Source organism: Roseovarius tibetensis, assembly GCF_050896375.1.
Lineage (GTDB): Bacteria > Pseudomonadota > Alphaproteobacteria > Rhodobacterales > Rhodobacteraceae > Roseovarius > Roseovarius tibetensis.
The window spans coordinates 16,002-41,060 of record NZ_JBPBBB010000017.1; the positions used below are offsets into that span (position 1 = coordinate 16,002).

General features: G+C 61.5%; 23 protein-coding genes, 3 pseudogenes and 1 riboswitch. Of the genes and pseudogenes, 17 read left to right on the top strand and 9 right to left on the bottom strand.

The annotated features are described in order from the left end of the window. The first annotated feature begins 102 nt into the window (after positions 1-102). A complete protein-coding gene (locus ACROSR_RS12070; protein ID WP_432685373.1) occupies positions 103-1,509 on the top strand; it encodes an ApeA N-terminal domain 1-containing protein in 1,407 nt (468 codons plus the stop codon). Positions 1,510-1,722: 213 nt separating this feature from the next. Here the strand turns inward: ACROSR_RS12070 and ACROSR_RS12075 are convergent, their stop codons facing one another. Both ACROSR_RS12075 and ACROSR_RS12080 read right to left on the bottom strand, forming a co-directional pair. After that, the gene (locus ACROSR_RS12075) at positions 1,723-2,508 is read right to left on the bottom strand and encodes a hypothetical protein (RefSeq protein WP_432685375.1); all 786 of its coding nucleotides are present in this window, start codon (positions 2,506-2,508) and stop codon (positions 1,723-1,725) included. Positions 2,509-2,548: 40 nt separating this feature from the next. Beyond that, entirely contained in the window at positions 2,549-3,454 is a 906-nt protein-coding gene (locus ACROSR_RS12080) for an ankyrin repeat domain-containing protein (RefSeq protein ID WP_432685377.1), read from the bottom strand. A 533-nt stretch (positions 3,455-3,987) separates the two neighbouring features. On the opposite strand from ACROSR_RS12080, the gene ACROSR_RS12085 reads away from it, so the two are divergent. The 6 genes from ACROSR_RS12085 to ACROSR_RS12110 all read left to right on the top strand — a co-directional run bounded on the left by ACROSR_RS12085 (position 3,988) and on the right by ACROSR_RS12110 (position 9,989). Beyond that, complete coding sequence (locus tag ACROSR_RS12085) at positions 3,988-4,227, top strand: WGR domain-containing protein (protein WP_432685379.1); 240 nt, start codon at positions 3,988-3,990, stop codon at positions 4,225-4,227. Positions 4,228-4,233: 6 nt separating this feature from the next. Beyond that, complete coding sequence (locus ACROSR_RS12090; RefSeq protein ID WP_432685381.1) at positions 4,234-4,944, top strand: UPF0149 family protein; 711 nt, start codon at positions 4,234-4,236, stop codon at positions 4,942-4,944. 727 nt (positions 4,945-5,671) lie between these two features. Then, the gene (locus ACROSR_RS12095; protein WP_432685383.1) at positions 5,672-5,968 is read left to right on the top strand and encodes a helix-turn-helix domain-containing protein; all 297 of its coding nucleotides are present in this window, start codon (positions 5,672-5,674) and stop codon (positions 5,966-5,968) included. After that, positions 5,965-7,272, top strand: coding sequence for a HipA domain-containing protein (locus ACROSR_RS12100; protein ID WP_432685385.1), 1,308 nt, complete (start codon positions 5,965-5,967; stop codon positions 7,270-7,272). Before ACROSR_RS12095 ends, ACROSR_RS12100 begins: the two co-directional genes overlap by 4 nt. 159 nt (positions 7,273-7,431) lie before the next feature. Further along, positions 7,432-8,502 carry a hypothetical protein gene (locus ACROSR_RS12105; RefSeq protein WP_432685386.1) on the top strand — a complete coding sequence of 357 codons (1,071 nt, stop codon included), beginning with the start codon at positions 7,432-7,434 and terminating at the stop codon, positions 8,500-8,502. Between the two features lie 107 nt (positions 8,503-8,609). Next, positions 8,610-9,989: an exonuclease domain-containing protein gene (locus tag ACROSR_RS12110; protein ID WP_432685387.1), complete on the top strand. Its 1,380-nt coding sequence runs from the start codon at positions 8,610-8,612 to the stop codon at positions 9,987-9,989. A gap of 65 nt (positions 9,990-10,054) precedes the next feature. On the opposite strand, the gene ACROSR_RS12115 is transcribed toward ACROSR_RS12110, so the two are convergent. Further along, positions 10,055-10,189, bottom strand: a complete 135-nt coding sequence (locus ACROSR_RS12115) for a hypothetical protein (RefSeq protein ID WP_336420492.1) — start codon at positions 10,187-10,189, stop codon at positions 10,055-10,057. Positions 10,190-10,322: 133 nt separating this feature from the next. On the opposite strand from ACROSR_RS12115, the gene ACROSR_RS12120 reads away from it, so the two are divergent. Beyond that, on the top strand, positions 10,323-13,766 hold the full coding sequence (locus tag ACROSR_RS12120; RefSeq protein ID WP_432685389.1) for a phospholipase D family protein: 3,444 nt from the start codon (positions 10,323-10,325) through the stop codon (positions 13,764-13,766). Between the two features lie 417 nt (positions 13,767-14,183). Here ACROSR_RS12120 and ACROSR_RS12125 read toward each other — a convergent pair. Together ACROSR_RS12125 and ACROSR_RS12130 are read right to left on the bottom strand one after the other, a co-directional pair. After that, positions 14,184-15,246 (bottom strand): IS630 family transposase gene (locus ACROSR_RS12125; protein ID WP_432685390.1). Its coding sequence is split into 2 segments (ribosomal slippage): positions 14,184-14,759 and positions 14,761-15,246, totalling 1,062 coding nucleotides; the frame shifts between segments, so codons are not numbered across the junction. A 257-nt stretch (positions 15,247-15,503) separates the two neighbouring features. Beyond that, complete coding sequence (locus ACROSR_RS12130) at positions 15,504-16,847, bottom strand: IS1380 family transposase (RefSeq protein ID WP_432685392.1); 1,344 nt, start codon at positions 16,845-16,847, stop codon at positions 15,504-15,506. Positions 16,848-17,070: 223 nt separating this feature from the next. Here ACROSR_RS12130 and ACROSR_RS12135 point away from each other — a divergent pair, with 223 nt between their 5' ends. The 9 genes and pseudogenes from ACROSR_RS12135 (at position 17,071) to ACROSR_RS12175 (ending at position 21,054) form a co-directional block, all read left to right on the top strand. After that, positions 17,071-17,199, top strand: coding sequence for a hypothetical protein (locus tag ACROSR_RS12135; protein ID WP_432685394.1), 129 nt, complete (start codon positions 17,071-17,073; stop codon positions 17,197-17,199). A 37-nt stretch (positions 17,200-17,236) separates the two neighbouring features. Then, entirely contained in the window at positions 17,237-18,064 is an 828-nt protein-coding gene (locus ACROSR_RS12140) for a hypothetical protein (protein ID WP_432685396.1), read from the top strand. Next, positions 17,995-18,387: a GIY-YIG nuclease family protein gene (locus ACROSR_RS12145; RefSeq protein ID WP_432685398.1), complete on the top strand. Its 393-nt coding sequence runs from the start codon at positions 17,995-17,997 to the stop codon at positions 18,385-18,387. Before ACROSR_RS12140 ends, ACROSR_RS12145 begins: the two co-directional genes overlap by 70 nt. Before the next feature lie 6 nt (positions 18,388-18,393). Beyond that, positions 18,394-18,549: pseudogene (locus tag ACROSR_RS12150) on the top strand (DUF4236 domain-containing protein); the annotation flags it as partial. 229 nt (positions 18,550-18,778) lie between these two features. Beyond that, positions 18,779-18,871: pseudogene (locus ACROSR_RS12155) on the top strand (hydroxyethylthiazole kinase); the annotation flags it as partial. A 68-nt stretch (positions 18,872-18,939) separates the two neighbouring features. Next, positions 18,940-19,353, top strand: a pseudogene (locus ACROSR_RS12160) (thiamine phosphate synthase); the annotation flags it as partial. Continuing rightward, the gene (locus tag ACROSR_RS12165; RefSeq protein WP_432685486.1) at positions 19,290-19,481 is read left to right on the top strand and encodes a thiamine phosphate synthase; all 192 of its coding nucleotides are present in this window, start codon (positions 19,290-19,292) and stop codon (positions 19,479-19,481) included. The pseudogene ACROSR_RS12160 and the gene ACROSR_RS12165, both read left to right, overlap by 64 nt. Continuing rightward, positions 19,478-20,293 carry a bifunctional hydroxymethylpyrimidine kinase/phosphomethylpyrimidine kinase gene (gene thiD / locus ACROSR_RS12170; RefSeq protein WP_432685399.1) on the top strand — a complete coding sequence of 272 codons (816 nt, stop codon included), beginning with the start codon at positions 19,478-19,480 and terminating at the stop codon, positions 20,291-20,293. Before ACROSR_RS12165 ends, thiD begins: the two co-directional genes overlap by 4 nt. Continuing rightward, a complete protein-coding gene (locus tag ACROSR_RS12175; RefSeq protein WP_432685400.1) occupies positions 20,290-21,054 on the top strand; it encodes a 3-oxoacyl-ACP reductase in 765 nt (254 codons plus the stop codon). Before thiD ends, ACROSR_RS12175 begins: the two co-directional genes overlap by 4 nt. Before the next feature lie 212 nt (positions 21,055-21,266). Here the strand turns inward: ACROSR_RS12175 and cobF are convergent, their stop codons facing one another. From cobF to ACROSR_RS12195, 4 genes are all read right to left on the bottom strand, one after another. Further along, positions 21,267-22,007, bottom strand: a complete 741-nt coding sequence (gene cobF / locus ACROSR_RS12180) for a precorrin-6A synthase (deacetylating) (RefSeq protein ID WP_432685402.1) — start codon at positions 22,005-22,007, stop codon at positions 21,267-21,269. Positions 22,008-22,075: 68 nt separating this feature from the next. Continuing rightward, positions 22,076-22,753: an energy-coupling factor ABC transporter permease gene (locus ACROSR_RS12185; RefSeq protein ID WP_432685404.1), complete on the bottom strand. Its 678-nt coding sequence runs from the start codon at positions 22,751-22,753 to the stop codon at positions 22,076-22,078. A 58-nt stretch (positions 22,754-22,811) separates the two neighbouring features. After that, positions 22,812-22,994: riboswitch (cobalamin riboswitch) on the bottom strand. Positions 22,995-23,029: 35 nt separating this feature from the next. Next, the gene (cobA, locus tag ACROSR_RS12190; protein ID WP_432685406.1) at positions 23,030-23,749 is read right to left on the bottom strand and encodes a uroporphyrinogen-III C-methyltransferase; all 720 of its coding nucleotides are present in this window, start codon (positions 23,747-23,749) and stop codon (positions 23,030-23,032) included. Continuing rightward, positions 23,746-25,056 carry a cobyrinic acid a,c-diamide synthase CobB gene (locus ACROSR_RS12195; RefSeq protein ID WP_432685408.1) on the bottom strand — a complete coding sequence of 437 codons (1,311 nt, stop codon included), beginning with the start codon at positions 25,054-25,056 and terminating at the stop codon, positions 23,746-23,748. Before ACROSR_RS12195 ends, cobA begins: the two co-directional genes overlap by 4 nt. Between the last annotated feature and the right edge of the window lie 3 nt (positions 25,057-25,059).

Genomic DNA, 25,059 nt, shown 5'->3' on the forward strand with positions numbered 1-25,059 from the left:
GTTCGAGCGTCCGCAATGCGCAGGAAGCGGCGTTTGCAAAGTTATCCGTAAGACACTAGCCATTGTGCCGCGGTCTATGGATGAAGCTGGGAGCAGGTGTCTATGTTAGAAGGGTTTGAAGAATGGTTTGCTATTCGGAACCGACATTGCGACGATGATATATGGCCTGGCAAATTAAAGTTTAGCGAAGACACTGGCATCACGCTTGAAGCCATTTGCCATCTGGATAGTGGGAACTTTTCTGACGCTCCCTGTTGTGAAAAAGGAACCATCACTGGTTACCTTGATTATCAGCGCCCAACGACGATCATTGACCCGTGGGTTCAATCGCAGGGTGGTGGCAGTATCGGCGTGGACACGCCTGTAATGAGAGCCAAGTCACGTATATTGGCGAGCGCCGTACTAAAGAACATTAATCTCGAAGATCCAAACGAGAAATGCTTCACAGCCTTAAACATGGACATGCCAGCATTCAGTGCCTGGTATGCGCCTCAACTTGTTAAGTCTGACTATGAGCATCTGAAAGAAAATACATTCCCTACAGCATCGGTCGAGATTGACCATCCTACGCACGAAAAGTTCACGCTTAATGATGAGAAAAACGCAACGGTTCGAAGCCTTGTCGAAACACGTGACGAGGAAGGTGTGACGAAGGTAGTTCAGCGAACATTTCTGAAATTTGAGTTCCCGAGTCCAGTCGACTACGCCACTGTTCAGGCATGGATTTGGAGGGTGAACACATTGTTTTCGTTCTTACTTGGATGCCGAATGGCTCAAAATCCATATCAGATTAACACCACACACACGAGAAAATGGAATGGAGAGGACGAGCAGGTCACGGCCGAGCTATTCTTCCACCCGATCTTCAAGAGCAAAGTACATCACGTAAAGTGGTATGATGCACTTTTTGTGAGACATAACTGTGCACTCACCGCAGAAGAATTGTTGAATGCTACATCCGAACAGTCTGATGACTTGTTCTATTTGATGAATATGGTCCTTCGGATGGAAAAACCAGAAAAACTGTCTGCAAGCGATTTTAGTGAGCTAGTAGGGTGCATCGAAGACTTTGACATCAAGGTCAATGGAAGCGGGTCGTCGCGTGACGTAAGGGCAGCCAGAAAGAAGTTAAGAAAAGTTGTAAAAGACCATGGTGATGATAGTGACATTAATACCTTGGACGAACTTACAAGAAGCCAACCAAATCGCTTGACCTTGGCTGAACGCCTTGGCCGCCTGCAGCAGAACTGGTCAGACAGCGGTTTTCAAGGAAGCATTGATATCGATAGAATTAAAAAAATCAGGAATGATGTCTCACATGGTAGAGGCGTAGACTTGTCTGTTGATGATTATCAGGAGATTGTATGGCTTAATTATAATCTTTGTGCGATGGCGCGTTTCCATGTTTTGCGAACGCTCGGAATTGAGGCGGAAGCCATTGGGGCTGCCTTCAGGCGTCTAGGTTTCAGATACCGCCAATACGCTCCAGCGCCGACATCCGATACATAGGTAAAGATGGATTACGATGGTCCCCTTTGGGCTGACTGCCGTCAACTGACGCTTTTCGTCAGAACCGTGAGATCACCGAAGGGCTTGAGCGGCGGCAGTGCTGCAGGAAGCGAGCTTTGCAAAGACGGGGGGCGGCCCCGCGCCGATGAAGTTCACAAACAGCGTCAAAGGCGGAGCGAAAGCCGGCCATAGGGCGACGTAAAAACCAGCCGCTCACCGCTCCGGCGGCTCGATCTCCAACGCCTCGAGTCCGGGCGGCCTGCATATCTCCGGGTCGGGCCTCATCAACGCATCGCATTGGCGGTCGATCTCGTCGCCCATCTCGTCCCCGAGTTCCGCACGCACTTCGCGTGCATGACCGCGGCATTCACCGATCGTCATGTCGCACACGGCGGGCACCGACTGTCCTGAGAACATCCCGCAGACCTGCGCGGCCCAGTCCTGCGGCGCCTCGTCGATGCCGCTCGCAACGCGCAATTTCTGCATATCATGGACGGTGGCGCAGGCTTCTTTGACGTCGAGCGCCGTAACCGCCGCCACCGTCGCGACGCCGACGAGGGGGATCGCCTCCATCGGGATCGCCGCGACATTGCGCCCCGCGCCTCGGATCACCCTCCGCGCGATCCGGCTGGTCGCGTTGTCCACTTTGCCCAGCGCCACGCGGGCCTTTTGCAACCCGGCGCGGGTCGTCCTAAGCTTGCCCCGAGTCTGTTTGAGATCGGCGTCCAGATTTCTGTTGCGCGCCTGAAGTTTTCGGTTGCGCTCCTGAAGTTGCGTCTTGCTTTCGGCAAGAATCCTCTTTTCCGATTGCAGCCTCGTGACCTGCTGCCCGAGTTCCGCGACCACGGATCGCCCGAACACGGCCTGTGCCACATCGCTCACTACCCCGGCCAGCATCGGCACGGCGAAACTCGCGACGTTGAACGCCAACATCACGAGCACGACCAGCAAAACGAAGCTGCGCCGCAGGATGCCGAGAAGCCGCCAGAGCCATTTCATCCGGTATTCTCCGCGTCAGAACGGAGGGGTGCGCGGATCGTTATTTTCTGCATCTGTCATGCAAGCCCCAGTAGACGTCGCCCTGCTCGAGTGCCATGTTTTCATTGTGATACATAAGCGCGGTAATCCCTGTAGCGTTTTTCGAACAGGGCTCGTCGGCAGCGTCCAGCAACCTCGCGAACACATTGGGATCAGAGCTGCGGCTTGCGGCCAGCATCAGTGGCGTGTTCTCCTCGAAATCGGCCGCATCGGCCGACGCCCCGGCATCCAAAAGCGCCTGCACGATCTTGCGCCCGCCATCCTTGCGCGCCGCTGCGTAATGAAGCGCGGTTCGCTTCCTGCGCCCATTATCCGGCGCGTCCACCTTAGCGCCGCCCTGAAGGAGCGTGGCGACCGTCTCGACGCCCGCGTGCCGTGTAGCGAGATGCAGCGGTGGCAGATATCTGTCCTCCGTCAATTCCCCGGAAATATCCGCGAGGTCCTTGCCTGCATGAATATTCGGATCGGCGCCGGCGGCCAGCAGGGCCGTGACCACCTCCACCGCCTCGGGCCGCCGCGCGGCGAGGTGCAGCGGTGAGGTCGTGCATTCGACGAGCCAGCAGTCATCATCGACCGTGCCCTTGTCCACCTCAGCGCCCCAGACAGCGAGCGTCACGATCTGTGCCGGGTCCATCGAATGCGCTGCGGCCATGTGCATCGGCGTCCGGTTGGCCGCGTTCCTGAGGGTTACATCGGCCCCCACCTGCAACAGCACCCGCGTCACCGCGGCGTCCTGGGCGTAGGCGGCGGCCAGATGCAGGGCCGTGTTGCCGTCATCGTCGCGCGCCTCCACGCGCGCACCCTCCATCAGACAGGTCAGCACGCGCGCGGGCGGGGTCGACCGAAAGAATGCCTCGGTCAGGAAACCCTCACAGCCCGCGCCCTGCGCGATCGCCGGGCGCGCCAAGCAGGCAGCAAGTAGCACAACCGCATAACCAACACCTGAAAACTGCATCAGGACATCCTAACCAATCCTTCGTTTGCGCGAAATACTCCAGACGACTAATAATATTACCTAAATTGTACTGTACCATCCTAGTGAGCAGGTCAAGGTCGGCCACGGCGTGGAGGAAATCACACGGTTCTGGATCATGATGATTGCGGCTGGATATGAAGACAGCGACAATGCAGCGGAGCTTCCCGATATAGTCAGGCGCTGGGGCCGTTGACGAAAGTTGCTACCGGCCCCGCAGCTTGCCTCTTTTCGTCCGGTCAGTCCCGCACTGCTGCCCCTTGGCGGCGCTACTGCCTTCGCGCCGTTATCGAAAGTCGGTTCAGGCAAAGCGACCTCGCCGAATGCGGCCCAATCGACCGTCCGCAATGGGCTGACTGCCTTAATCTGATAGTATCTGTCAGGAAGTCTTCGCGCAAGATATTCTGAGTGGCGAAGCCTTGGCTTTGCGCTTTGACCTCACGCTGCAATAAGATAAAGGTTACGACATGAAGCTTGACGTATTCCTCGACCATGTCCGCCTTCTCAGAGAAGACGCCGCACAGAACATGCGCCGCTTTTACCGCATAGTACTGCACCGTGATCTCTTTGGTGGCACAAGCCTCATCCTTGAGAGCCGTCATTTGGGCAACCCGAGCAAGTGCTGCGTTGAACATCACCCCGTCGAAGGTGGTGTCGTGGACGTCTTGGCCGACTTGGTGGCCGCCAAGCGCAAGCGGCAGTATTAGTAGCGCATGACCCCAGACCAACGCCTCTCCGAACTCGACCGGCTACTTGCGGAGATGACCGACGAAGACGACGGCATGTTGCTGGCGGAGTTTGACGGTTTCTGCACAGCGCTGGTCATCGGCCCGGACATGATTTTGCCGAGCGAGTGGTTGCCGATTGTCTGGGGCGGTGATGGCAGCACGCCTGAGTTTCAGAGTGCCAAGGAGCTGCAACACGCGCTCGATCTGATGATGGAGCACTACAACGACGTGGTCAGCCTCTTGTCACCTCCGGATGAGCAGTTCTCCCCGGTCTATGACCACGACGAACGGAACGATGATCCGTACTGGGAAACTTGGGTAAGCGGCTTTGAGCGCGCCATGCGCCTGCGCCCTGATGCCTGGGCAGACATTGCCGAGGCGGCGGACGGTAACCCGTCGCAGGACGTGAGAATGTCGGTCGGCATGATACTCGAACTCGCTGCCTTGACCGACGGGACTAGTGAACTGACCGACGAGCAGACAGCGGCGATCACGGCCGACGTGCCAAGTCTCGTTGCGAACATCGTGTTCAATATTCAATCCTGGACAAGCGCACAGCGGCAGGCGGAGCCATTACCGTCGATGGCCACCGCCAGCGTGGCCCCTCCACCGACTGCGTCTCGGAAAATCGGACGCAACGACCCGTGCCCCTGCGGATCTGGTCGCAAGTACAAGAAGTGCTGCGGAGCGAATTGATCACTCCTTTTCCCGCACGGATACAACCTAAAATCCGCGGTTTTGTCTCTGTTGGCCTAGGCCGTGGTGTTGATGGGTCTTCCGAGTTCTCCCTACGCCGAGAGGCCCGATCAGTGCATGAGCGGGGCGCGCCGTTCGGGAGAACGACAGTCCGCTGGGCGATGGCAAAACGATTATCCTCGATCGAGCTGCCAAGCGTTCATGCATGTCAACGCCATGTCAACGAGCGTATTTCATTTTGCGAGGGTTGTTGGCGGTGGAAACAGGTGAATGTCGGTCAATGTCAGGTTCGAAAATCCGCGAAATCAAAGGCTTATCGGATAAGTCATTGGTTTTATTAAAGTATTGGAATCATTAATGTTTTGGCTCATAACCTGAAGGTCGTAGGTTCAAATCCTACTCCCGCAACCAAATTTTCCAAATAAATCAGATGCATGGCTGATGGTATATTGATACCACAGCCGTTTTGCGCGTTTACATCAACGCCACATCAACACCGGACCAGAAAAACGGCACTGGCAGGCGTTCACGCGCATCGGCGTGCATTCGGCGGCATTCGCGGTCATGATCGCATCGGCTCTTAACGCGCCGTTGGTTCTGTCTTACGGAAATCGGTAAGAACCGACATTCGCAGCAGCTTTAGCTGGCATCTTACCCATAACGATAAGAATGCTTGAGTTTTGTGCGTGAACGCTCTATCTTTATCGAAAGCGGTAAGGTGTCGCGCGTGCCCGAGTACAACCCTGAACAAGACAAGTTGCTCAGCGACCTCGGGCGCCGCATCCGTGAGGCGCGTGGCGCACAGGGTTTGAGCCAAGACCAGTTGGCGCGCCTGACCGGCATCAGCGCACCCGCGCTGTCCCTTATCGAGACAGCCAAGCGCGATGCACGGGTCACAACGATTGCAAGGATCGCCCGGGCGCTTCGGGTCCCGCTGGCTGTTTTACTGGACGATCGTGGTGCAACTGCAATCGAGGGCAATCCCTCGACAGGACAGGGCTATGATCTCGGGGATTACCAATGAACGCGACGGTGCCGGTCTGGTTCGATGCGCTCCAGGTTGGGCAGATCGAGGTGGCACCTGACGGGGCGCTCTCTCTGTACTACGCTGACCGCTGGCTTCAGACAGCGGGCGCATTTCCGCTCTCGGTGACCATGCCGCTCCGTCCAGCGCCCTATCCCTCTGAAGCCATCTCGCCATGGCTGGCGAACCTTCTGCCGGAAGAGGAGCAGTTGACAGTCCTGGCCCGCTCGCTCGGTCTGGGTCAGGCTGATGCATTGGCGGTGCTCCGGGAAATTGGCGGGGACACTGCGGGTGCCTTGTCTTTCGGGGAATCCGGCGATCGCAGCCGCTGGTCCTACACGCCGCTGACGACGTTCTACGGTACCGACGATGCGCAGGAGGCGTTGGAGCGCCATTTTGAGGATCTCGGGCGAAGGCCGTTTCTGGTTGGCGAAGAGGGGGTTCGGCAATCCCTCGCAGGGGGCCAGAAGAAGTCGGCGCTGGCCGTTCTGGGTCCGGACGGTGCGCCGGTACTGCGCCTGCCGCAGGGGGATGATATGCTGGCCATCCCCCTGAACGGGGCGCCATCCACGCTGATCGTGAAGCCAGACAACCCCAATCTGCCCGGCATCACCGAGAATGAGGTCTGGTGTCTGCTGATGGCGCAAGCCATCGGTGTTGATGCCGCTCAGGTGACAATCCTGCAATCCACGAAGCGCACGGCGATCGGCGTTCTGCGCTATGATCGAAGGCTGGGGCGAAGTGGTCAGTTGCTGCGCGTGCATCAGGAAGATTTTGCCCAGGCCAATGGCCTGCCGCCGGGGCGGAAATACGAGCGGGGCACGCTGCGCGGTCTTGACCTGAAAACTCTCCTCGAAACCGGTCGCCACGTTAGCGCAACCGACGCCCTGGCACTCCTCGATCAGGTGATCTTCAATATCCTCGTTGCGAATACCGACGCGCATGCGAAGAACTATTCCCTGCTCCTGCCTGTGGGAGCCGGCCCGAGCCTGGCACCGCTTTATGACGTCTCGACCGTGCTCTCGTGGCCGCGTGTGGTTCAGTCCTATGCCCAAAATATCGCTGGAAAGAAGCGCACGCCTGACATGATCGCAGGACGGCACTGGGAGGCCATTGCGCGCGAGATCGGCTATCGGCCCACCGATGTGAAGAACCGAGTGCAGCAGCTCGTCGATGCGTTGGTGGCGCACAGGGTAAAGATCACGGCCGAGGTGACGGCTCTGCCCAACGCCAGCGCCGGATATGTTGCGCAGACCGCGCAAGCTGTCGAGGAGAACGCACTGCGCATGGCGGGGAGGTTGTAGATGGCGGTCAGGGCGACACACAAATGGGCGTTCAAGCCGGGGATGCGTGCGGGCGCCTATAGTTGGAAATCCTCGGCCAAGGCAATTGCGCGCCTGAAATCGGCCAGTGCAGAGATCCGCGCTGTCGCGCGGACCGATCCGACAACGGCGGCTGAGGGTGTGATCGCGCTTGCCCAGCGCATATGGCCTGCCTTCGAGCATATCGATACCTCGTCCGGCGCACTCGGCAATGCCGTGAACCGAACGCTCGGGGAATTGCTGCCGATCCTGATTGACGCCCCTGCCGATGAGAAGACCCGCGCGAAATGGCTCGAGCAACTGCGCGATGCGATTGCTGATGACGGTGTTGATTATCTGGCACCACTTGCCGATCGCTTCGGTGAAATCGCTGCTTTCCCCGCGCTGATGAACCTGCACGCCGACCGCGACCTCGAGCTTATCCGGTCGGCCTGGTCTGATCACACGCGTTATGCTCATGTCACATCAGCCACCCTGACTCTTTCCTGCCTGCTCGAGGCTGGGCGCCATGATGAATTGCAGGCGCTTCTGGCGCTGAAGAAAACGCTGCTCTGGTTCGACGCTAGGTTCGGGGCGGAATCGCTGCTCAGGCAAGGGCGCGAAGAGGAGGCCCTCGCGTTCGCCGAGTCCTTGCTGAAAGACGACCGGCGGCAATGGTGGCACCACGAGATCGCTCGGTTCTGCGAGCGCATACTTGACCGTCAGGGACGCGAGGAAGAGGCCTATCGCCGCTTCGGTCTGCCCTCGGCCGCTGGCAACACCTATCTTGCGATGTGGCGCGATCTCGTGAAGCGCTATCCGGAACTGGACGCACGACGAATCCTCAACGACCTCATTGAGAGCCACGGGTCCATGGGCAAGTGGTTCGCAGCGGCCAAGACCGCGAAATACTTCGACATCGCACTTGATTGCGCCGCGCACCGTGACGCGGCACCCGCAACGCTGATCCGCGCCGCACGCGATTTTGCCATCAAAGAGCCAGCCTTTGCCGCGCAGGTTGGCCTGCATGCCATCGCGCATCTGCTGGCCGCACGCGGGTATGAGCCAAGCCCTTTCGACATCGATGAGGCCGTCGGTCATGTTATGGCGGCCAGTGCGCGGACCGGGCAAGAGGAGCAGGCGCAACGGGAACTGGAGAGGCTGGCGACCAATGTGTCTGCGGATCCTCAGATGTTGGCGCGTCTGCAGGCCAGGATCGCGAAAATCAGGTAAGGCCTTCGACAGATATGGCTCCGAAAGAAGAGGCCGGCGGTGCCGAAAGCGGGTGTCAGCTGTCGTTGGTGGATGACGCTTGCGTCGATGACGAGTAAAGTCACCTGATGACCTTCGCCTTCTACGATCTCGAAACGACCGGAATATCGCCCGCGTTCGATCAGCCTCTGCAATTCGCCGCCATTCTGACGGATGATGATTTCAGGGAGATTGAGCGGGTCAATCTGCGCTGCCGCATCGCGCCGCACATTATTCCGTCGCCGTGGGCGCTTGTGGTGACTGGCGTGCGCCCGGCGCAGCTGCTGGATCCGGCCCTGCCAACACTCTTCGAGTTTACACAAGAGATCGGCGCGCTGATTGAGCGCTGGTCGCCGGCAATCTGGACCGGGTTCAACAGCATCCGCTTCGATGAGGAAATGCTGCGCCAGGCTTTCTACCAGAACCTGCAACCCGACGTCTTTGCTACGCAGTTCAACGGCAACACACGCTTCGATATGCTGACGGCGCTCTATGCCGTCTGGTATCGCCAGCCCGATCTGTTCGACTGGCCGGTCGACGCTGATGGCCGGGTGCGTTTCAAGCTGGACCGCATCGCGCCGCTGAATGGCTTTGCCGCGCACAATGCGCATGACGCGCTTGGCGATGTCGAGGCTACCATCCACATCGCCCGCCAGATCGCCCGGCGCGCCCCGGCACTCTGGACAGAGTTGCTGGCCAACCGCGACAAGACCCATGTCCGAGCCAGCCTCGAGATCTTCCAGCCCATGGCGCTTGTCGAGCGTTTCGGTGGAGGCCTGCCGCGCGCAACGGTCGGCTGCTTCTGCGGCACCTCGGCCAGCAATCCGAACCAGGCGGCGTTTTTCGATCTGGATGCAGCGGATCCGGCCGACTGGCTCAATTCTGGCGACCCCGAGCTATTCGACGCCGTCGACGCCACCCCCAAACTCATCCGGTCATTCTCGATCAACAAGTCGCCCGCCCTGCTCTCCATGCCGGCGCCCAGCGCACTCCAGGCGGAGCGGGCGGATGTGATAGCCAATGCGCCCGCGTTCCGGGCGCGGGTTGCGCAGGCTCTGGCCGCGCGCTTCCCCGAGGATCCGGCGGCACCCACCCCTCCCGTCGAGAAACAGATCTATGGCGGCTTTTACAGCCACGCTGACAAGGCGCTGCTCAAAGAGTTCCAGCGCGCGGACTGGCCCCGGCGCCAGGAGATCGTTGCCAGCATTTCAGACCCGCGACTACGTCAACTCGGCCGACGCCTCGTGGCGTTTCATGCGCCCGAACTGCTCTCGGCTGACGAACGCGCGCAGTATCAAGCCTGGCTGCGAGGGCGCTGGTCAGCGCCGGATGTCGCGGAGACGGAATGGATGACCCTCACCAAGGCGCATGCGGCACTCGACGAGCTGCGCGCCAACGGTGCAGGCCAACCACATGAGCTGAGTGCAATCGCCACCTTTGTAAACGAGCGCGGCGCACTGGACCTTTGACCGCGATTGCCTTGCCTCGCGGCGTCCGCGCGCGTCTCCGTTGTATGCTCGAGCGGGGTCGATAGCTATTTCCCCTTCAGGATGGCGGCGATGATCAACCCGAACGGGCCGAGGATAGCCCCCCAGAGCGCACCTTTGCCGCCATCGATGAAAAATCCGATGATGCCGAAGACGATTGCGCCTGCAATGATGAATTCCATAGGCGTTGCCTAAACCAGCGAGCTTTCGGCGCCACACGGACCAAAAATTGCAAGGATCGTAAATGCTTGACGTCATTGCCTCTTATGGTTGTCTGCTCGTAATCTGAGTGAGCGGCAACAAAGGTGGCAGAAAATGGAGGAGAAAGAGCGGAGGGGTTTGTTGTCGCGGTTCTTTCCGCGGTCGGCGCCTGCTGATGCCACGGGCCCATATGAGGAGCTCGGTTCCAATGGTTGGGCGGATAACCACCGACACCCCGTTCATTCCCTTGTCAAAAACGTGCTGCAAAACGAAGCCTGCCTTATCGTGACAGGATACCAGGACTTCCTGTCATCCTTAGCTTATCTCATTGAAAACGTGGATGGATTAAATGATCGACCTGCGGAAAGCATCCGCATGGTGTTTGGCACGAATACCGACTCGAGCCGCAGGGTGGGTCCAAGTGGTCGACCTGTTGCCGAGGAGGCACGAGCTCATTTTCTAGGGTCACGAGGGTTCTCGGTAGAGGATCTGGCCGATCTTCGCGCAATTCTCGCCATTGACGCGATAGAGCGCGGGATCATTTCGCTTCGGGTTTTTGATCCCGACATCGCTCAATCGGTCATAGGCCGGCGACCGCCAATGCTCCACGCCAAGCTGGTAATTGGCGGAGTCCACGCGCTATCTGGCTCGTCAAACTTCTCGAACGGCGGCCTGCGGCGGAACCTCGAGTTCATGGATGACGCGGTCACCGCGCCCGATCTGGCCGTAGCCCGACGTGAGGCCGCAGAGCGATATTGGGCGATAGGCCGCGACTGGACGAAAGATGCCCTCCAGATCCTGCAATCGCTTGTGCGCCTCGTCTCGCCCGAAGAAGCGGTAGCAAGGACCATCATAGAAGCGACCGGTTTTACGCCATGGATCGCCGGAGGAGAAACGAGCGCCGGGCGGCCACCACAACCGTTTCAGTCGGATCTGATCTACGAGGCTGCGGGAACCATACATGAGCATGGCTTCGCCTTCGTCGAAGCGCCAACAGGTTCTGGGAAGACGGACATCGGCAAACACCTGGCAGCGTTGCTGCCGGTGGCCCACGACCAGACTGTCTTCTCTTGGGGTGAGCGGGCTGATCAGCGGCGGCTTGGTTCTCTCGCACTTATTCCGGCGAGCGTTTACAGCAACTGGACCACCAACGCGCCCATAAACTTCACGCCGGTAAAGCACAGCCATCTTTCGAAGACTAAAGCTTCCGAAAACGAGGAACTTGAGCTCATCAATCGAGCTGTCCGGTCGGCCGCGAGCATGATCGTGGACGAGAGCCATCGGCTCAGTTCCCGTTTTCTGGCTCCATCGAACCGCTCCCAGGTTTTCGAGCGTACTCCCGCTATCTGGACCGCTTGCCTGTCGGCGACATTGATGGGCAATCAGGGCCTTGATGGCTTGCTGGCCTTCCACGAGAAACGCGCATCGATCTATGTGCCTCCGGTGATTACCAACCAGATCAACGTTCATTTCAACCGGGTGCGGGAGCGCGCCGCCCTTGTCACCGAACTCGCGGTTCAGAAACGCAGGATCGAAGAGAGGCAAAGGCAGGCCGATATGTTCGAGACCGAAAGTGACCTTCAGGGAAAGATTGAGGTGCTGGAGCGCACGGTCGAAGAAAGCGGTCTCCAGCTTAGGACGTTGCAGGCGGAATTAGCGGAGGCCCTGGCGCCCTATGTCGTTCGTCGACAGCGTGACTGCATCGGGGAGAGCGCGCGTCGTGATACCGGTTCTTTCAAATATCCGACCATCAAGAGCGAACGAAGGGATGCGGAGCTTACCAGCGAACAGCAAGAGGTTATCACCCGGATCAAGGATCTGGCCGAGGCGATAACGACCGGTATCACCCTTGTCTCGGCCGATCCGCAGCGCGCGGCCCAGACAGAGATCAAGTTCCACGACAAGTCGCGGATCCACATCCGGAACTTTCTGGCGCTTCTGCGAGCCTCGATCAGATTTGCAAGGATTGAGTGGGAGCGGGAACGCGACACAGAAGCGGATCAGCGTGGGCGTCGGTCACTGGGCGAAAACCTTCGTCTGGCGGAACGGTCCAGCCGCCGCCGTCAAGGGATCCCGGACGGAGCCATCCCAGGCGAACCCTCTGAAACGGACAAATCCAGCGAAACGCCGATCTGTGACCGGATCGGTCGTCTGCTAAACCATGCCAGCCTCGACACGATCGATACAAAGCGGGCTCAGCAGATGCGTGAAATCCTGAACAAGCATGGCCACGCGATCTTCCTCGCTGAACGGGTCGGGGTTCTGGAGGTCTACGCCAACCTTTTGGGCGGACATCGCGGGCGCGGTCCTGAGGTTTTCGTCGTCGCACCGGGGGCAAAGATCAAGGTGGGCAAGAAGCTGCATCACTTGCGGTCGGGCGCCGAGGCTCAGGAGTACTTCGGTCTGAACGGCAAGCGCTCGAACCCAACGGCACAGCGGGCGATGTTCCTGACATTCCAGATGGCCGAGGGTATTAATCTGCAGACGGCGTCCGCCTTGGGCATTCTCGGGGTCACCTCAGACATAAAGAGCCTGATCCAGGGCCTTGGCCGGATCGACAGGATCGACAGTCCCCATTCAACGATCCACTACTTCACCTTCGATCTTCCCGGGCTAGTCCTGTCGTCCGACCAGAAGGCGAGAGGCCGCGTGGAGAACATTGCGCTTCTCTCCGGCGTCGGCGCGGATGAACTGTCTTCCGAACTCGTGGAGTTCGCCGCAGGGGATCTGACCGATCTTGTGCTCGCACAGATCCGGAAGCCGAGGACCCTTCGAAAGAACAACTACTTTGACCAGTTGGAGGCGCTCCGGCGTGTTGTCTCCGATGACGTGATGTGCCGTGTCCAGGCGACAAAACCGCAGGGGTTATGGGGAGCGGAACTCTGCATGCTGGCATCTCCCCGGCCGACGACCATCCTGATGCTGGGGGGCCGTACCGGTGACTTGCGCCATCCACACGTCCAGCCGCCCCGCCTTCTTCTTCTGAAGGAAGATGCCGAGCAGGCCGAGATCAGCGGCGACCAGGCTGACGCGGCGCGACATCTCGTCCAAGCTTTCCTCGAAACAAAACGCCGCGGCCTACACCAGACGGCGCCGCGGCTGGATCAAGCGTCTGACCTTCTGTCGCGTCTAACGGAAACCCTGCCCAACCTCACGCACTGGGATATTCGCCCGGCACGAACCGTCTCGATCCTGGCTTCGCTGGCCCGTTTCATATCCGGTGCGCCAGTCAACGATGGTGGGCGAGCGATATTCGGGGACCTGACGCTTCCGGCCCTCGAAAAACTCGCCGAAGCGTGGGCCCACGAGTTAGATCCGTCGTGGATCGAAGCCAAGCAGACGATCAGCGACAAGAGCGCCAAGGGAAAGACGATCCCGGATTACCTGGGGATCGTCTCGATCGAAGAGGTGTTCTACGCGCAGCCCCAGTCGGCTCTCGACGAAATCCACGCGCGCGCCCAAAACCTTCTTGAATTCTGCCGGTCGGTGTCCGAGGGCGAGTCCACAAGCGTTCTCGACAGGGTCAGCACCGTGTTCGTTGGCCGGCCGGAGCCGTAAGGCAAGGCCCTGGCGAGATGCATTTCATCGCTTTCGGAGATCCATACTTGGCACATGATTGGTAGACAGATTTTATGTATGCAATCGCGGTGATCGGCCGCAGGTAGCCCGAGGACGAGGCCGCTCCGCGGCATTGGCGCATTCGGCTGATGGATTGAGCCGTCCGTAACGGCGCGCATTTTGCGACCTGACCGAGCTGTCTGACGATTGTGGGCCTTCTCAATCATCAGACAGTAGGTTCTCATGACAGAGGAGAGAGTAACGACCCGGGAAATATCGCCGTCCTGCGCCGCCGCGCCCTCGAAGTTGTCCAACGCGATCCCTCGAAGGGCTCCCTCTTCATCAAGCTCAAGAAGTCTGGTTGGAGCGACGACTACTTACGAAGCATTTTCTATGGCTTATACCAACCTGCAATGATCAGAACTCTTTTGCCCATTCGCGGCCTCCGATGAAGGCGATGCGGTCGGGCTGGGCGATCAGTTTGTTCCAAGCGTCACAGCAATGATCGATGATCTCGTCATAGGACTCGAAGATGCGGTTGGAGAGCCAATTATCGCGCATGAATTGCCAGATGTTTTCGACCGGGTTGAGTTCGGGACATTTGGCTGGCAGCGGCAGGACGCTGATATTGTCGGGTATGACGAGCGCGCCGGTCATATGCCATCCGGCCTGATCCATGTGCACGACGGCATGGGCACCCGGCGCCACGGTTCGGGCGATTTCGGCAAGATGCAGGGTCATCGCGTCGGTATTGCAGACCGGCAGGACAAGCCCTGCGCCCTTGCCCAGGGTTGGGCAGATCGCTCCGAAGATATAGCTTGAGATGGTGCGCTGATCATGCGGTGCCGAGGGGCGTGTTCCGCGTTTCGCCCACCGGCGTGTGATCTTGTTTTTCTGACCCACGCGCGCCTCGTCCTGGAACCAGACCTCTATTGCAGTGCCTTGCGGGAGGCCTGCGCGCACCTTTTCCAGCTCGGTTGCGAAGCCCTTTTTTAAACGCCTCCAGCGCATCGGTGTCTTGCGCATGGTGGCGGGGCCGCGCCGTGAGCTTGACATAGCCGAGCTTCCCGAGTTCCCGGCTCACCGTGGTTTCGTGAAGCGACACCGCAAATTCCGCATGGAGCCACTGGGCCAGGTCGCTCAGCCGCCAGCGCACGACCCCGTGGACCTCCGGCGTCGGACCACTCTCCACGATCGCCGCAAGCGCCTGACGTTGCGTGTCGTCGAGCTTGGGTTGCGCACCCGGCGCCTTGCCATCGATCAGCCCGTCCGGGCCGCGGGCATTGAACCGCAGGACCCAGTCGCGCTCGATCTGCAGACCCACGCCGCCGATCCGCGCCGCATCGCCCCGACGACCGCCATCGTAGATCTCGGCCAGCGCCAGCAGCCTGCGGCTCTGGTTCGCGTTCTTCGTTTTCCAGGCCAGACACCTCAATGTCGCGCCGTCAAAGTCCGTCCGTAATTCTATTGCTGCAACCATGGCCACGCCCTCCCCAACTCTATCGCCATAGAGTCAGGTTTTCGCCACCTTGGGAATCCCCCGTGAGTCAGCCTTCACACGGCTTGGTATTAACCGCAATAATTCATGATGCTGAAATTTTCTGCTTGGGCAGTTGGTTCTCCGTGCCGTGGGTTTTTCGCGCGCATCCGATGTCGGCGTCCGGTTGGCAGGCCGGCCGGTGACTTGGGTCGTGAGTCGTTTGGATTGATGTTTCGGGGGTTGTCGGGGCGCTTGCGTCAGGCTGTTTTCGGTGGGGCGAGGGCGTCGAAGAGAAGGTGGAGGAGTCCCTTTCGCGGACAAGATGCCGGCAGTGTGACGATGATCCGGGTCTTCTTCTCGACGATGGTGGCGGCCAGCTTGACGAGATGCAGCCGCAGCGTGTCGAACTGTGCATGTCGCCAAGGGGACCGCTTTGGACAAGCGGCCCGGAGTTTCCACCAAATCCAGTAGGCGCAGCCGTGCAGCATCAGTCGCATCTGGTTGGCGTTCGCCTTCGAGCATGAGGTCCGGTCTGATGCGAGGTGGGCTTTCCAGGCCTTGATGTGGTTCTCGGCCTGGCCGCGCGCGGAATAGAGCTTCTCGTAGAGATGCTTGCCACGGCCGCCCTCGAGATTGGTGACGATGTAGCGGGTATCGCGCCCTCTGGGGCTGACCTCGACGCGGGCGATGACGCGTCGGGGTTTCGACCAGGATCGGGCCGCGTAGGAGAAGGACTTGAACCGGCGCAGTTTCTGACCAGGGGTGCGGGCGTAGCGCGCCGCCGTCGACGCCTCCAGGGCAGAGACGTTCTCCGCCAGACGGCCGTTCTTCGACAGGCCAAGGACATAGCGCAGCCCGAGCCTGTCACACTGGTCCAGAACCTCCGGTGTGCAGTAATGGCTGTCGGCACGCAGCAGGATTTCGGTCTTGGGCCAATGCGCGCGGATCTGGCGGATCAACCGGCGGATATGGGCGGCGCTCTCGGCCCCCTTGGGGCGGCGGGCCGGGCGCAGCAGCGTTCCGACGAGCCGGCCTTCGCCGTCGAAGACGATGATCGGCTGAAAGCCATATTCATCGTAGTAGGAGTTGAACAGGCGCAGCTGCTGATGGCCATGAACCGCGTCGAAGGTATCGTCGATATCGAGCACGATCCGGCCCGGGGCGCGCGCAAAGGACTGGCAGTAGAACCGGACCATCTCGCGGCCCATGCGGATCAGCGCGCGGGTATCGGCCAGGTTTTCCATGCGCGAGATCGTCGGCTGCGAGCACAGGGCCGGCCCTGTTTCAGGGCCACGCTCGAGCGCGATCCTGAAGCCGGGGTCGTGCCGCAGGATGGTCGCGTCATTGCCGTCTTCATATCCCGCTGCGATCATCATGATCCGGAAACCGATGATGTCGCACAGGCTGTGCTGGACTTTCGCCGGATCGCGAGGATCGCACAGGCAATCGGCGAGCCGCTGCGCCAGACCCGCCTTGCGCTCGATCTCGCGCAGCAGGGTCAGCCCGGCGTCGGGACTCATGTCGGCACCGTCAAATCCAAGCAGGATCGGCTTGCCATTGAGGGATGACAGGCGGGGTGTGAAGCGCGTAGATCGGGCCATGGCGGAGGTCGTGATCCTTAAAATTGAGTTTTTGGTGTCGGCAAACAAAATATACCAACTTTCAGACGGTTACGCTACTTCCGCCGCCTTCTCGTGAATTATCCGGGTTAACCGATGTTGAGCCAAACGCGGTTTACCTGACCTGCCACCTTTCGCTTTGCGGTGGAGAAACTCGGGATCGAGGCCTTCGACGGACGTCTGGTCGCCGTCGACGAATTTCACCATGTATCGGCCAGCGAGGACAGCATCCTCGGCTCGCAGCTCGATCACGTCGCCCGATGCCTGGGAACGCAAGATGGCCGAGGGCGTGGCCTATCTTGCGCGGATGAAGCAGGAGGCCGCCACTGGCTAAGGCGTTCACAGACGAGGACGATGCCCTGCTTTCGGAATTGGGCGTCGAGGTTGAAACGAAGAATCAGGCGGCGCGCACCCCACGGGAAGAACGCATCATCGCAGGATTCGAGGAAATCCAACGCTTTGCGGCAGAGCATGGCCGACCGCCCTCCCATGGAGAGGACCGCGACATCTTCGAGCGGCTTTACGCGATGCGTCTGGATCGCATCCGTGACCAGCCGGAATGCCGTGACCTGGCCGCGCCGCTGGATGACATGGGCCTGCTTGCAGGGGCGCATGGGGCCGCGGTCTCTGACAATGAGGAACTCGATGACGAGGCGATTCTGGCGGAGCTGGGTGTAGAGGCCGAGGCCCCGCCGATCGCGCAGTTGCAGCACGTGCGTTCCAGCGCTGAAAAGAAAGCTGCCGAAGAGATCGCCAATCGCGAGAAATGCGAGGACTTCGAGAGCTTCAAACCGTTCTTCGAGAAGGTGCAGAGCGATCTCGACACCGGCCTGCGCGAAACCCGGCCGTTCGAGATGAAGGCCGAGATCGAGAAGGGGCGGTTCTTCATTGTCGGTGGGCAGAAAGCCTACATCGCCGAAAAAGGGGAGACGACGATCACCGATCAAGGCCGCACGGATGCCCGGCTGCGCGTTGTTTTCGACAACGGCACCGAAAGCAGCATGCTGATGCGCTCCCTGCAAAGGGCCTTGAACAAGGATGAGGCGGGCCGCCGGGTCACCGAACCAACCGCCGGGCCCTGTTTTCCGGTGATGCGATCGACGGCGATGAGGCAAGCGGCACGATCTATGTGCTGCGCAGCAAGTCCGATCATCCGCTCGTTGCCGAAAACCGCGACCTCGTTCACAAGATCGGCGTAACCACATTGAGCGTGGAGAAGCGCATCGCGGGTGCTCAGCTGCAAACCACTTTCCTGATGGCGAATGTCGAAGTCGTGGCGACCTATGAGCTTTACAATATCAATCGAACGAAGCTGGAGAACCTGCTACACCGTATCTTCGAGCCGGCACGGCTCGATATCGAGATCATGGATCGGTTCGGTCGGCCCGTTGTTCCAAAAGAGTGGTTTCTGGCACCTCTCTTCGTAATCGATGAGGCGGTTGAGCGGATCAAGGACGGAACAATCGCCAATTTTGCCTACGATCCCGAAAAGGCCAGGTTGACGGTTCGAGCGGCAGGGTAATTCGGCATGGCATTTCGCTTCTGGCGCCGCATCCGCCTCGCCCCAGGTGTGACCCTGAACCTGTCGAAGTCGATGGCCTCGCTGTCTATCGGGCCACAGGGCGCGAAATACACCATCAGCCCGCGCGGTAATCGGGCGACGGCCGGTATCACTGGAACGGGGTTGTTCTATACCGTTCATGATCGGAAGCGGGCGGGCCGCGGAGGAGCGGCCCCCGCGCCGGAGGTAGCGGAGCAGGACCGGCTGACCCTGGGGTTCTTCCAGCGGCTGTTCACTCCGGCGGAAGAGAAACGCTTCGTCGATGGCATTCGCGCGGTCAACGAGGGTGATCAGGACGCGGCGCTCGCCGCGCTGGAGGAGGCGCGCGATATGCCTGATGCAGCCTGGATGGCCGGGCACCTTCGTGCCGGCTTTCCTCGATGCGCTGCACGCGCTTTCGCCCGAGGCGCTGGACGCGGGCGCGCGGATCGAGGCGGTGGCATGATCGGCCCGGTCTATGTCGTCAGCGACCCGGACGCGCCGATCCCGGTGAGCGAGCAGGCCCGCGCCGCGGCGCGCGGTGGCGCCTGGGCGGTGCAGCTGCGCGACAAGACCGCCCCGGAGTCCAAGATGGCCCGCATGGCGGCCGCGCTGCTAGAGGACCTCGGGCCATTGGGCGTGCGCGTTTTCGTCAACGACCGGCTGGAGGTCGCGCGCCAGACCGGGGCTGACCTGCATATCGGGCAGGGCGATGGCGACCCGCGCGCCGCGCGTGACCGGATCGGGCCGGACGCGATTTTGGGGCTATCGATCGAGACGGCGGCGCAATGCGCCGCCCTCCCGGACGGCGTCGACTATATCGGGGCCGGGCCGGGCCGGTCCGGGCCACCACGACGAAACCCGACGCTGCGGCACCCATCGGCCTGCCGGGGCTCAAGCGGATCGTGTCGGCCTGCACGGTGCCTGTTGTCGCCATTGGCGGGCTGACCGCAGCCGACATCCCCGACCTGCGCGCGGCGGGCGCCGCGAGGTTGGCCGTCGTTTCGGCCGTGACCCGTGCGCCCGATCCCGAGGCCGCGACCCGCGCGCTGCATGACGCATGGAGGCGGCCATGATCCCCAACATCCTGTCCATCGCCGGTTCCGATCCTTCGGGCGGCGCCGGTATCCAGGCGGACATCAAGGCGATCTCGGCGAATGGCGGCTATGCCATGGCGGCGATCACCGCGCTGACCGCGCAGAACACGCAAGGCGTGACTGGCGTGGCGTTGACAGACCAGGACATGGTGGTGGATCAGATCGCCGCGATCCGCGCCGATATCCGCATCGACGCGGTCAAGATCGGCATGCTGGGCAGCGCTGCAATCGTGGAGGCCGTGGCAGGTGCGCTCGAGGGGCAGGCCACGCCCATCGTGCTGGACCCGGTGATGGTGGCCAAGGGCGGTGACCGACTGCTGGAGCCTGACGCCGTTGCCGCGCTGCGCGACCGGCTGCTGCCGATGGCCACGGTGCTGACCCCGAACCTGCCCGAGGCCGCCGACCTGCTGGACGCTGTCGAGGCGACCGACTGGCCGGCAATGGCGGCGCAGGCGGCTGCGCTGCGCGCCATGGGGCCGGAGGCGGTTCTGCTGAAGGGGGGGCATCTGGCTGGGCCGGACAGTCCGGACCTGTTGATGAGGGGGGACGGCGCCCAGCGGCTGGATGCCCCGCGCCACGCCACGCGCAACACACACGGGACCGGATGCACGCTGTCTTCGGCCTTGGCCGCGCAATTGGGTCACGGTCACGCAATCCCCGAGGCTGCGCGCCGGGCCAAGACCTATATCGCCGCCACCATTGCCGCGGCAGAGACCCTGACTGTCGGGAGCGGCCACGGTCCCGTCCACCATTTCCACGCCATGCCTGACCCCAAGGAGATCACGCCATGACCACAGCCATCCACGACCAGACCGTCCTTGTCACCGGCGCGGGCCGGGGCCTGGGCGCTGCCATTGCCCGCGCCTTCGCCCGCGAGGGTGCGCGCGTCGCCATCAACTACCGCCGCAGCGCGGAGGCTGCGCAGGCGCTGGCAAGCGAGCTGGGCGATGGCGCCGCGGCCTTCGCGGCCGACGTGACGGACCCGACGGCGGTGAACCACATGGTGGACGAGATCGCCGATCGGCTTGGCCCGCCCACGGTGCTGATGCACAATGCGCTGGCAGATTTTTCCTTTGACGGGGATGCGCGCACGCCGCTGGAACGGATGAGTTGGGACGACATCGCCGCGCAGACGCAGGTCGCAGTGGGCGGCGCGCTGCACGCGATCAACGCGCTGCGGCCGCATTTCGAGGCCACGGGCGGCGGGCGCGTCGTCACCATCGGCACCAATCTTTTCCATAACCCGGTGGTGCCCTATCACGATTATACCGCCGCCAAGGGCGCGCTCATGGCCTTCACACGCACGGCCGCGCGCGATCTCGGGCCGCTGGACGTGACGGTCAACATGGTGGCGGGAGGCCTGTTGCGCACCACAGACGCCAGTGCCGCCACGCCCGACGCGGTGTTTGACCTGATCGCGGGTCAGACGCCGCTGGGCCACGTAACGACACCCGAGGAACTGGCTGACGCGGTCCTGTTCTTCGCCTCGCCCTGGGCCCGCGCGGTGACCGGCCAGACGCTGATCGTGGACGGGGGGCTGGTCTGCGGATGAGCAGACATTCAACAAGCCTTTCGGACCACGAGCCGCAGGGCGCAGGCCATTGTCTTGGCTGTGGAATGGGGGCCATCCGCACCCATAAGGGGGGATAACGCCGTAATCGGCCCTTCGGGTGCGACTTGTCCGGATCACTGATGTTACAGCGGGGCCTGCGGATTTGCCCTCGGACCAGGCGTTCGAGACACCACTGCTTTGCTCAGGATCGATCAGACCCGACGCAGCACGTAGCTGTCCATGATCCAGCCGTGCCGTTCCCGTGCTGTCGCACGGGCCTTCACGATTTGGTCGACTGTTTCATGGAGAGGGCCTTCGAGCAGGATTTGATGGTCTGAACCGAGATAGGCGCCCCACCAGATGTGCAGCCCTGCCGTATCGAGGTGCTGGAACGCGCATTGTCCGTCCAGCATCACGACCACCGTGTCTTGATCCTGTGGCATTCCGGACGCCCGCAGACGGCGCCCTGTCGTGATCTGCACTGCGCCGTCCACCGTGTTGAGCGGGATTGCATGGGCCGCCGTCAGCGCCTGTATCGCCGTGATGCCCGGCACGACCCGGACGGAGGGGGTGGGATGCAGGCGCGCGGCAATGCGCAGCGTGCTGTCGTAGAGCGATGGATCCCCCCAGACCAGAAGCGCGACAGGGCCATCGACCCCGGCCTGCGCGATGGTCGCTTGCCAGCGACGGGCGATCTCGTCATGCCAGCGGGCGACGCGCTCTTGATAGGGCAAGGCGGGAGCGCGCTCTGGATATTCGAACTGAGCGACAGCGGCCCGGGACCCCGTGGCCGCTATGATCTGGTATCGAATCTCGGCGAGGTCGTCCTTGCCCTGCCCCTTGTGCGGCACGAGGATCAGGGCGGCGTCGCGCAGTGCCTGTACCCCCTCCAGCGTGATATGCGATAGGCTGCCGGTACCGATGCCCACGAGCCGGATATCAAGTTGTGTCATGTCGGTTTCCACGCACGAGGAAGCCCGGGCCCGTATGCGGGACCCGAGCTTCGATTGCGATGGCAAGCCTACGCGGCGTTGTACAGCCGATGGGTGAACAGGCGCGAACGCTCCATCCCGCGCAGGGCCTTGGCCCCGGCTAGGATGCCCAGATCGGCAATCGGCTCGACAAGGAGCACGAGCATGTAAGCCGCGCCGAATGTCCAGACGGATTGGAATATCTCGGCGCCGGCGCCCTGGCCATAGAACGCCCAGAAGGCGACCCAGGCGACAATGCCGCCCTGATACATGGCGGAGAGTTTCAGAACGCTGGAATAGTCCAGGTCAACATATGCCGTGGTTTGCGGAATGGTCCGTCGTGCCAGCGCGGTGATGGCGAAAAGCGGCACCAGCAGGGTGGTGACATTCACGAAATACATCGGCATGTCCGTCGGGGAAAAAAGCATCCCTTGAAGCAACAGGCCGAACGCGAGGCCAATTGCGGCCGGTGCGGCTCCCATGAGCAGGAACAATGTCGTGCCGAGAATGAAGTGCACCTCGGAGATCCCTACCGGGAAATGCGGAAGGACTTCGAAAAAGACGAATGTGCCGACGGCTGCAAAGAGCGTCCTTACGGCAAACGAACCTGCGTCATGCGCCCGCAGGTCTTCCAGTGCGAGTTTTGCTGTATAGCCGGTCGCGCCGGCTGCGGTCGTATATGCAAATGCCATTTTGGCGCCGTCAACGACACCGGGTTCGATATGCATGGGGTATCCCTCGTTTCTATGGCTGCCCCTCCGGCAGCAAGATGCGCCGCATGCGCGGCGGGTTCGCTCTTATACGGCAGGTCTCCTGACTTGCGGGTCGCTGCGTGTCCGGCCTTCCCAGCCCGGAGGGGCCAGTGGTTTTCCATTACGCTCGCCGCTTACAGTTGCGGGGGCAGTCCGGGTCTTGCACCCGGTTCCCTATTAAGACGCTGAACACGTCACCGTGATTGAGAGTATTGCAGGTCATCGGATGGCGAACAAGTGATGAAGTTGGGCCTAATCCTCGCAAAGCGAGCCGAAAAGGATGAGCGCCGGATTGTCGCTGACCTCTTGGGTCAGCTGGTCTGCCAGCGACTGCACCGTGTGGCGTTCGATACGTTGCGCCTCGGTGCTGACTCCCTCGGCCAGCAGCGCCGGCGTGGTTCCGGGCAGCCCGGCTCCGCGCAGCGTGTCCACAAGTTTGGGAAAGGTGCGCTTGCCCATGAAAACGACCGTGGATGCGGTCGGATCGGCAAGCGCTGCGATATTCATGTCGTCTGGCAACTGTCCGGTCACGTCATGCCCGGTGATGAACTGGACACGCCGCGAAGTCAGTCGGCGGCTGAGCGGAATACCCGCAGCGGCGGCAGCTGCACAGGCCGAAGGCACACCGGGGATGATTTCAAAGGGGATGCCTGCAGCCTTGAGCGCAGTGATTTCTTCTTCGAGGCGTCCGAAAATGCCGCTGTCGCCAGATTTCAGCCGCACTGTGCGCTGGTTCATCTGCGCGTAGTCGACAAGAAGCTGACTGACATGGGTCTGCCTGGGCGAGGCCCGCCCCGCACGCTTGCCGACCCCGACAAGATCGGCCCCGCTGCGCACATGTCCCAGGATCGGGCCGGAAGACAGGTCATCGAAGAGCACGGCATCCGCGCGCTTCAGCCGATCCACGGCCTTGAGTGTCAGAAGTTCGGGATCGCCGGGCCCCGAACTCACGAAACTGACAAAGCCGGTCATGCGCCTTCCTCTTGGGTGATAAGGTGAAAGAACGTCCCCGAGGCCAGGCCGCGGCGCGAGCCTGTCTCGGGCACCGGAGAGCCATCGGCGTCGCACACCTTCGCCAATGGCGCATCGGGCTGTTCGAGAATGGTCGAATAGTGGAATTCGTGCCCGCGCAGCGCCGTGCCCGGAGAGAATCCCGGCAATGGGGCCTCAAGGACCGCCCGCCGATAGCCAAGGTGGAATTTGCGTTTCTCATAGCTGGTGACAAGCCCGAGCAGCCCTGCCATCCGGTGCCGGGTGCCGGATTTGTCGATCAGCGCTTCGCCCAGGGCCATGTAGCCGCCGCATTCGCCATGCACGGGGCGGGTTTGCGCGTGCGCGCGCAGGCCTGCGCGAAACCTTTCGGCGGCGGCAAGTTCGCCTGCGTGCAGCTCTGGGTACCCGCCGGGCAGCCAGGCCAGATCGGCATCCGGGTGCGGGGCCTCATCGGCAAGCGGAGAAAACGGCATGATCTGCGCACCTGCCTCCTGCCAGCCTTCCAGAAGATGCGGATAGGTGAAGGAAAACGCCGCATCCCGCGCGATCGCGATGCGCTGCGCCGGCGGTCCGGGCAGGCTGGCCGGGGTTGGGGGCAAAGCGCGGCCCCGGGCCGCCGCGCGAATGGCGGCAAGATCCACATGCGCGCGCAGAAAGCTGGAATATCCGGCAATCGCGGCGTCAAGATCGGGGTGTTCCACGGCCTGTATCAGGCCCAGGTGCCGCTCCGGCAGGGCCAGGTCGCCACGCCGCGGCAAAACGCCGAGAACCGGCAGGCCCGCGCGATCCATCCCCAGACGCGTCAGCCGCTCGTGGCGGGGCGATGCCACACGGTTGAGGATCACCCCCGCGAAGGGCAGGTCGGGATTGTAGCTTTTGAAACCAAGCGCGGTGGCGGCGGCGGATTGCGCCTGCCCGCCCACATCGAGCACCAGTATCACGGGCCAGCCCATCGCCTGCGCCGTCTCGGCGCTGCTGCCGAAGCCTTGCTGGCCGCGCGTGGCGACGCCATCAAAGAGACCCATGGAGCCTTCGGCCACGCAGATATCCGTATGCGCGCCCTGCGCCGAGATCGCTTGCCAGAGCTCGGGCCCCATGGCCCAGCCATCAAGGTTGAAGCTGGATCGCCCACTGGCCGCTTGGTGAAAGGCCGGATCGATATAGTCCGGCCCGGATTTGAAGGGCTGCACGGCCAATCCATCTTCGGCCAGAGCACGCAGCAGCCCCAGCATGACAGTCGTTTTGCCGGTGCCCGACGACGGCGCGGAAATCAGCAGCCCCTTCATGCC

Excerpts from the sequence above, each read along its gene's own strand:
- ACROSR_RS12070 (WP_432685373.1), top strand. The coding sequence starts at position 103 with ATGTTAGAAGGGTTTGAAGAATGGTTTGCTATTCGGAACCGACATTGC.
- ACROSR_RS12075 (WP_432685375.1), bottom strand. The coding sequence starts at position 2,508 with ATGAAATGGCTCTGGCGGCTTCTCGGCATCCTGCGGCGCAGCTTCGTT.
- ACROSR_RS12085 (WP_432685379.1), top strand. The coding sequence starts at position 3,988 with ATGAAGCTTGACGTATTCCTCGACCATGTCCGCCTTCTCAGAGAAGAC.
- ACROSR_RS12090 (WP_432685381.1), top strand. The coding sequence starts at position 4,234 with ATGACCCCAGACCAACGCCTCTCCGAACTCGACCGGCTACTTGCGGAG.
- ACROSR_RS12100 (WP_432685385.1), top strand. The coding sequence starts at position 5,965 with ATGAACGCGACGGTGCCGGTCTGGTTCGATGCGCTCCAGGTTGGGCAG.
- ACROSR_RS12110 (WP_432685387.1), top strand. The coding sequence starts at position 8,610 with ATGACCTTCGCCTTCTACGATCTCGAAACGACCGGAATATCGCCCGCG.
- ACROSR_RS12115 (WP_336420492.1), bottom strand. The coding sequence starts at position 10,189 with ATGGAATTCATCATTGCAGGCGCAATCGTCTTCGGCATCATCGGATTT.
- ACROSR_RS12120 (WP_432685389.1), top strand. The coding sequence starts at position 10,323 with ATGGAGGAGAAAGAGCGGAGGGGTTTGTTGTCGCGGTTCTTTCCGCGG.
- ACROSR_RS12130 (WP_432685392.1), bottom strand. The coding sequence starts at position 16,847 with ATGGCCCGATCTACGCGCTTCACACCCCGCCTGTCATCCCTCAATGGC.
- ACROSR_RS12135 (WP_432685394.1), top strand. The coding sequence starts at position 17,071 with ATGTATCGGCCAGCGAGGACAGCATCCTCGGCTCGCAGCTCGATCACG.
- thiD (WP_432685399.1), top strand. The coding sequence starts at position 19,478 with ATGATCCCCAACATCCTGTCCATCGCCGGTTCCGATCCTTCGGGCGGC.
- ACROSR_RS12175 (WP_432685400.1), top strand. The coding sequence starts at position 20,290 with ATGACCACAGCCATCCACGACCAGACCGTCCTTGTCACCGGCGCGGGC.
- cobF (WP_432685402.1), bottom strand. The coding sequence starts at position 22,007 with ATGACACAACTTGATATCCGGCTCGTGGGCATCGGTACCGGCAGCCTA.
- ACROSR_RS12185 (WP_432685404.1), bottom strand. The coding sequence starts at position 22,753 with ATGCATATCGAACCCGGTGTCGTTGACGGCGCCAAAATGGCATTTGCA.
- cobA (WP_432685406.1), bottom strand. The coding sequence starts at position 23,749 with ATGACCGGCTTTGTCAGTTTCGTGAGTTCGGGGCCCGGCGATCCCGAA.
- ACROSR_RS12195 (WP_432685408.1), bottom strand. The coding sequence starts at position 25,056 with ATGAAGGGGCTGCTGATTTCCGCGCCGTCGTCGGGCACCGGCAAAACG.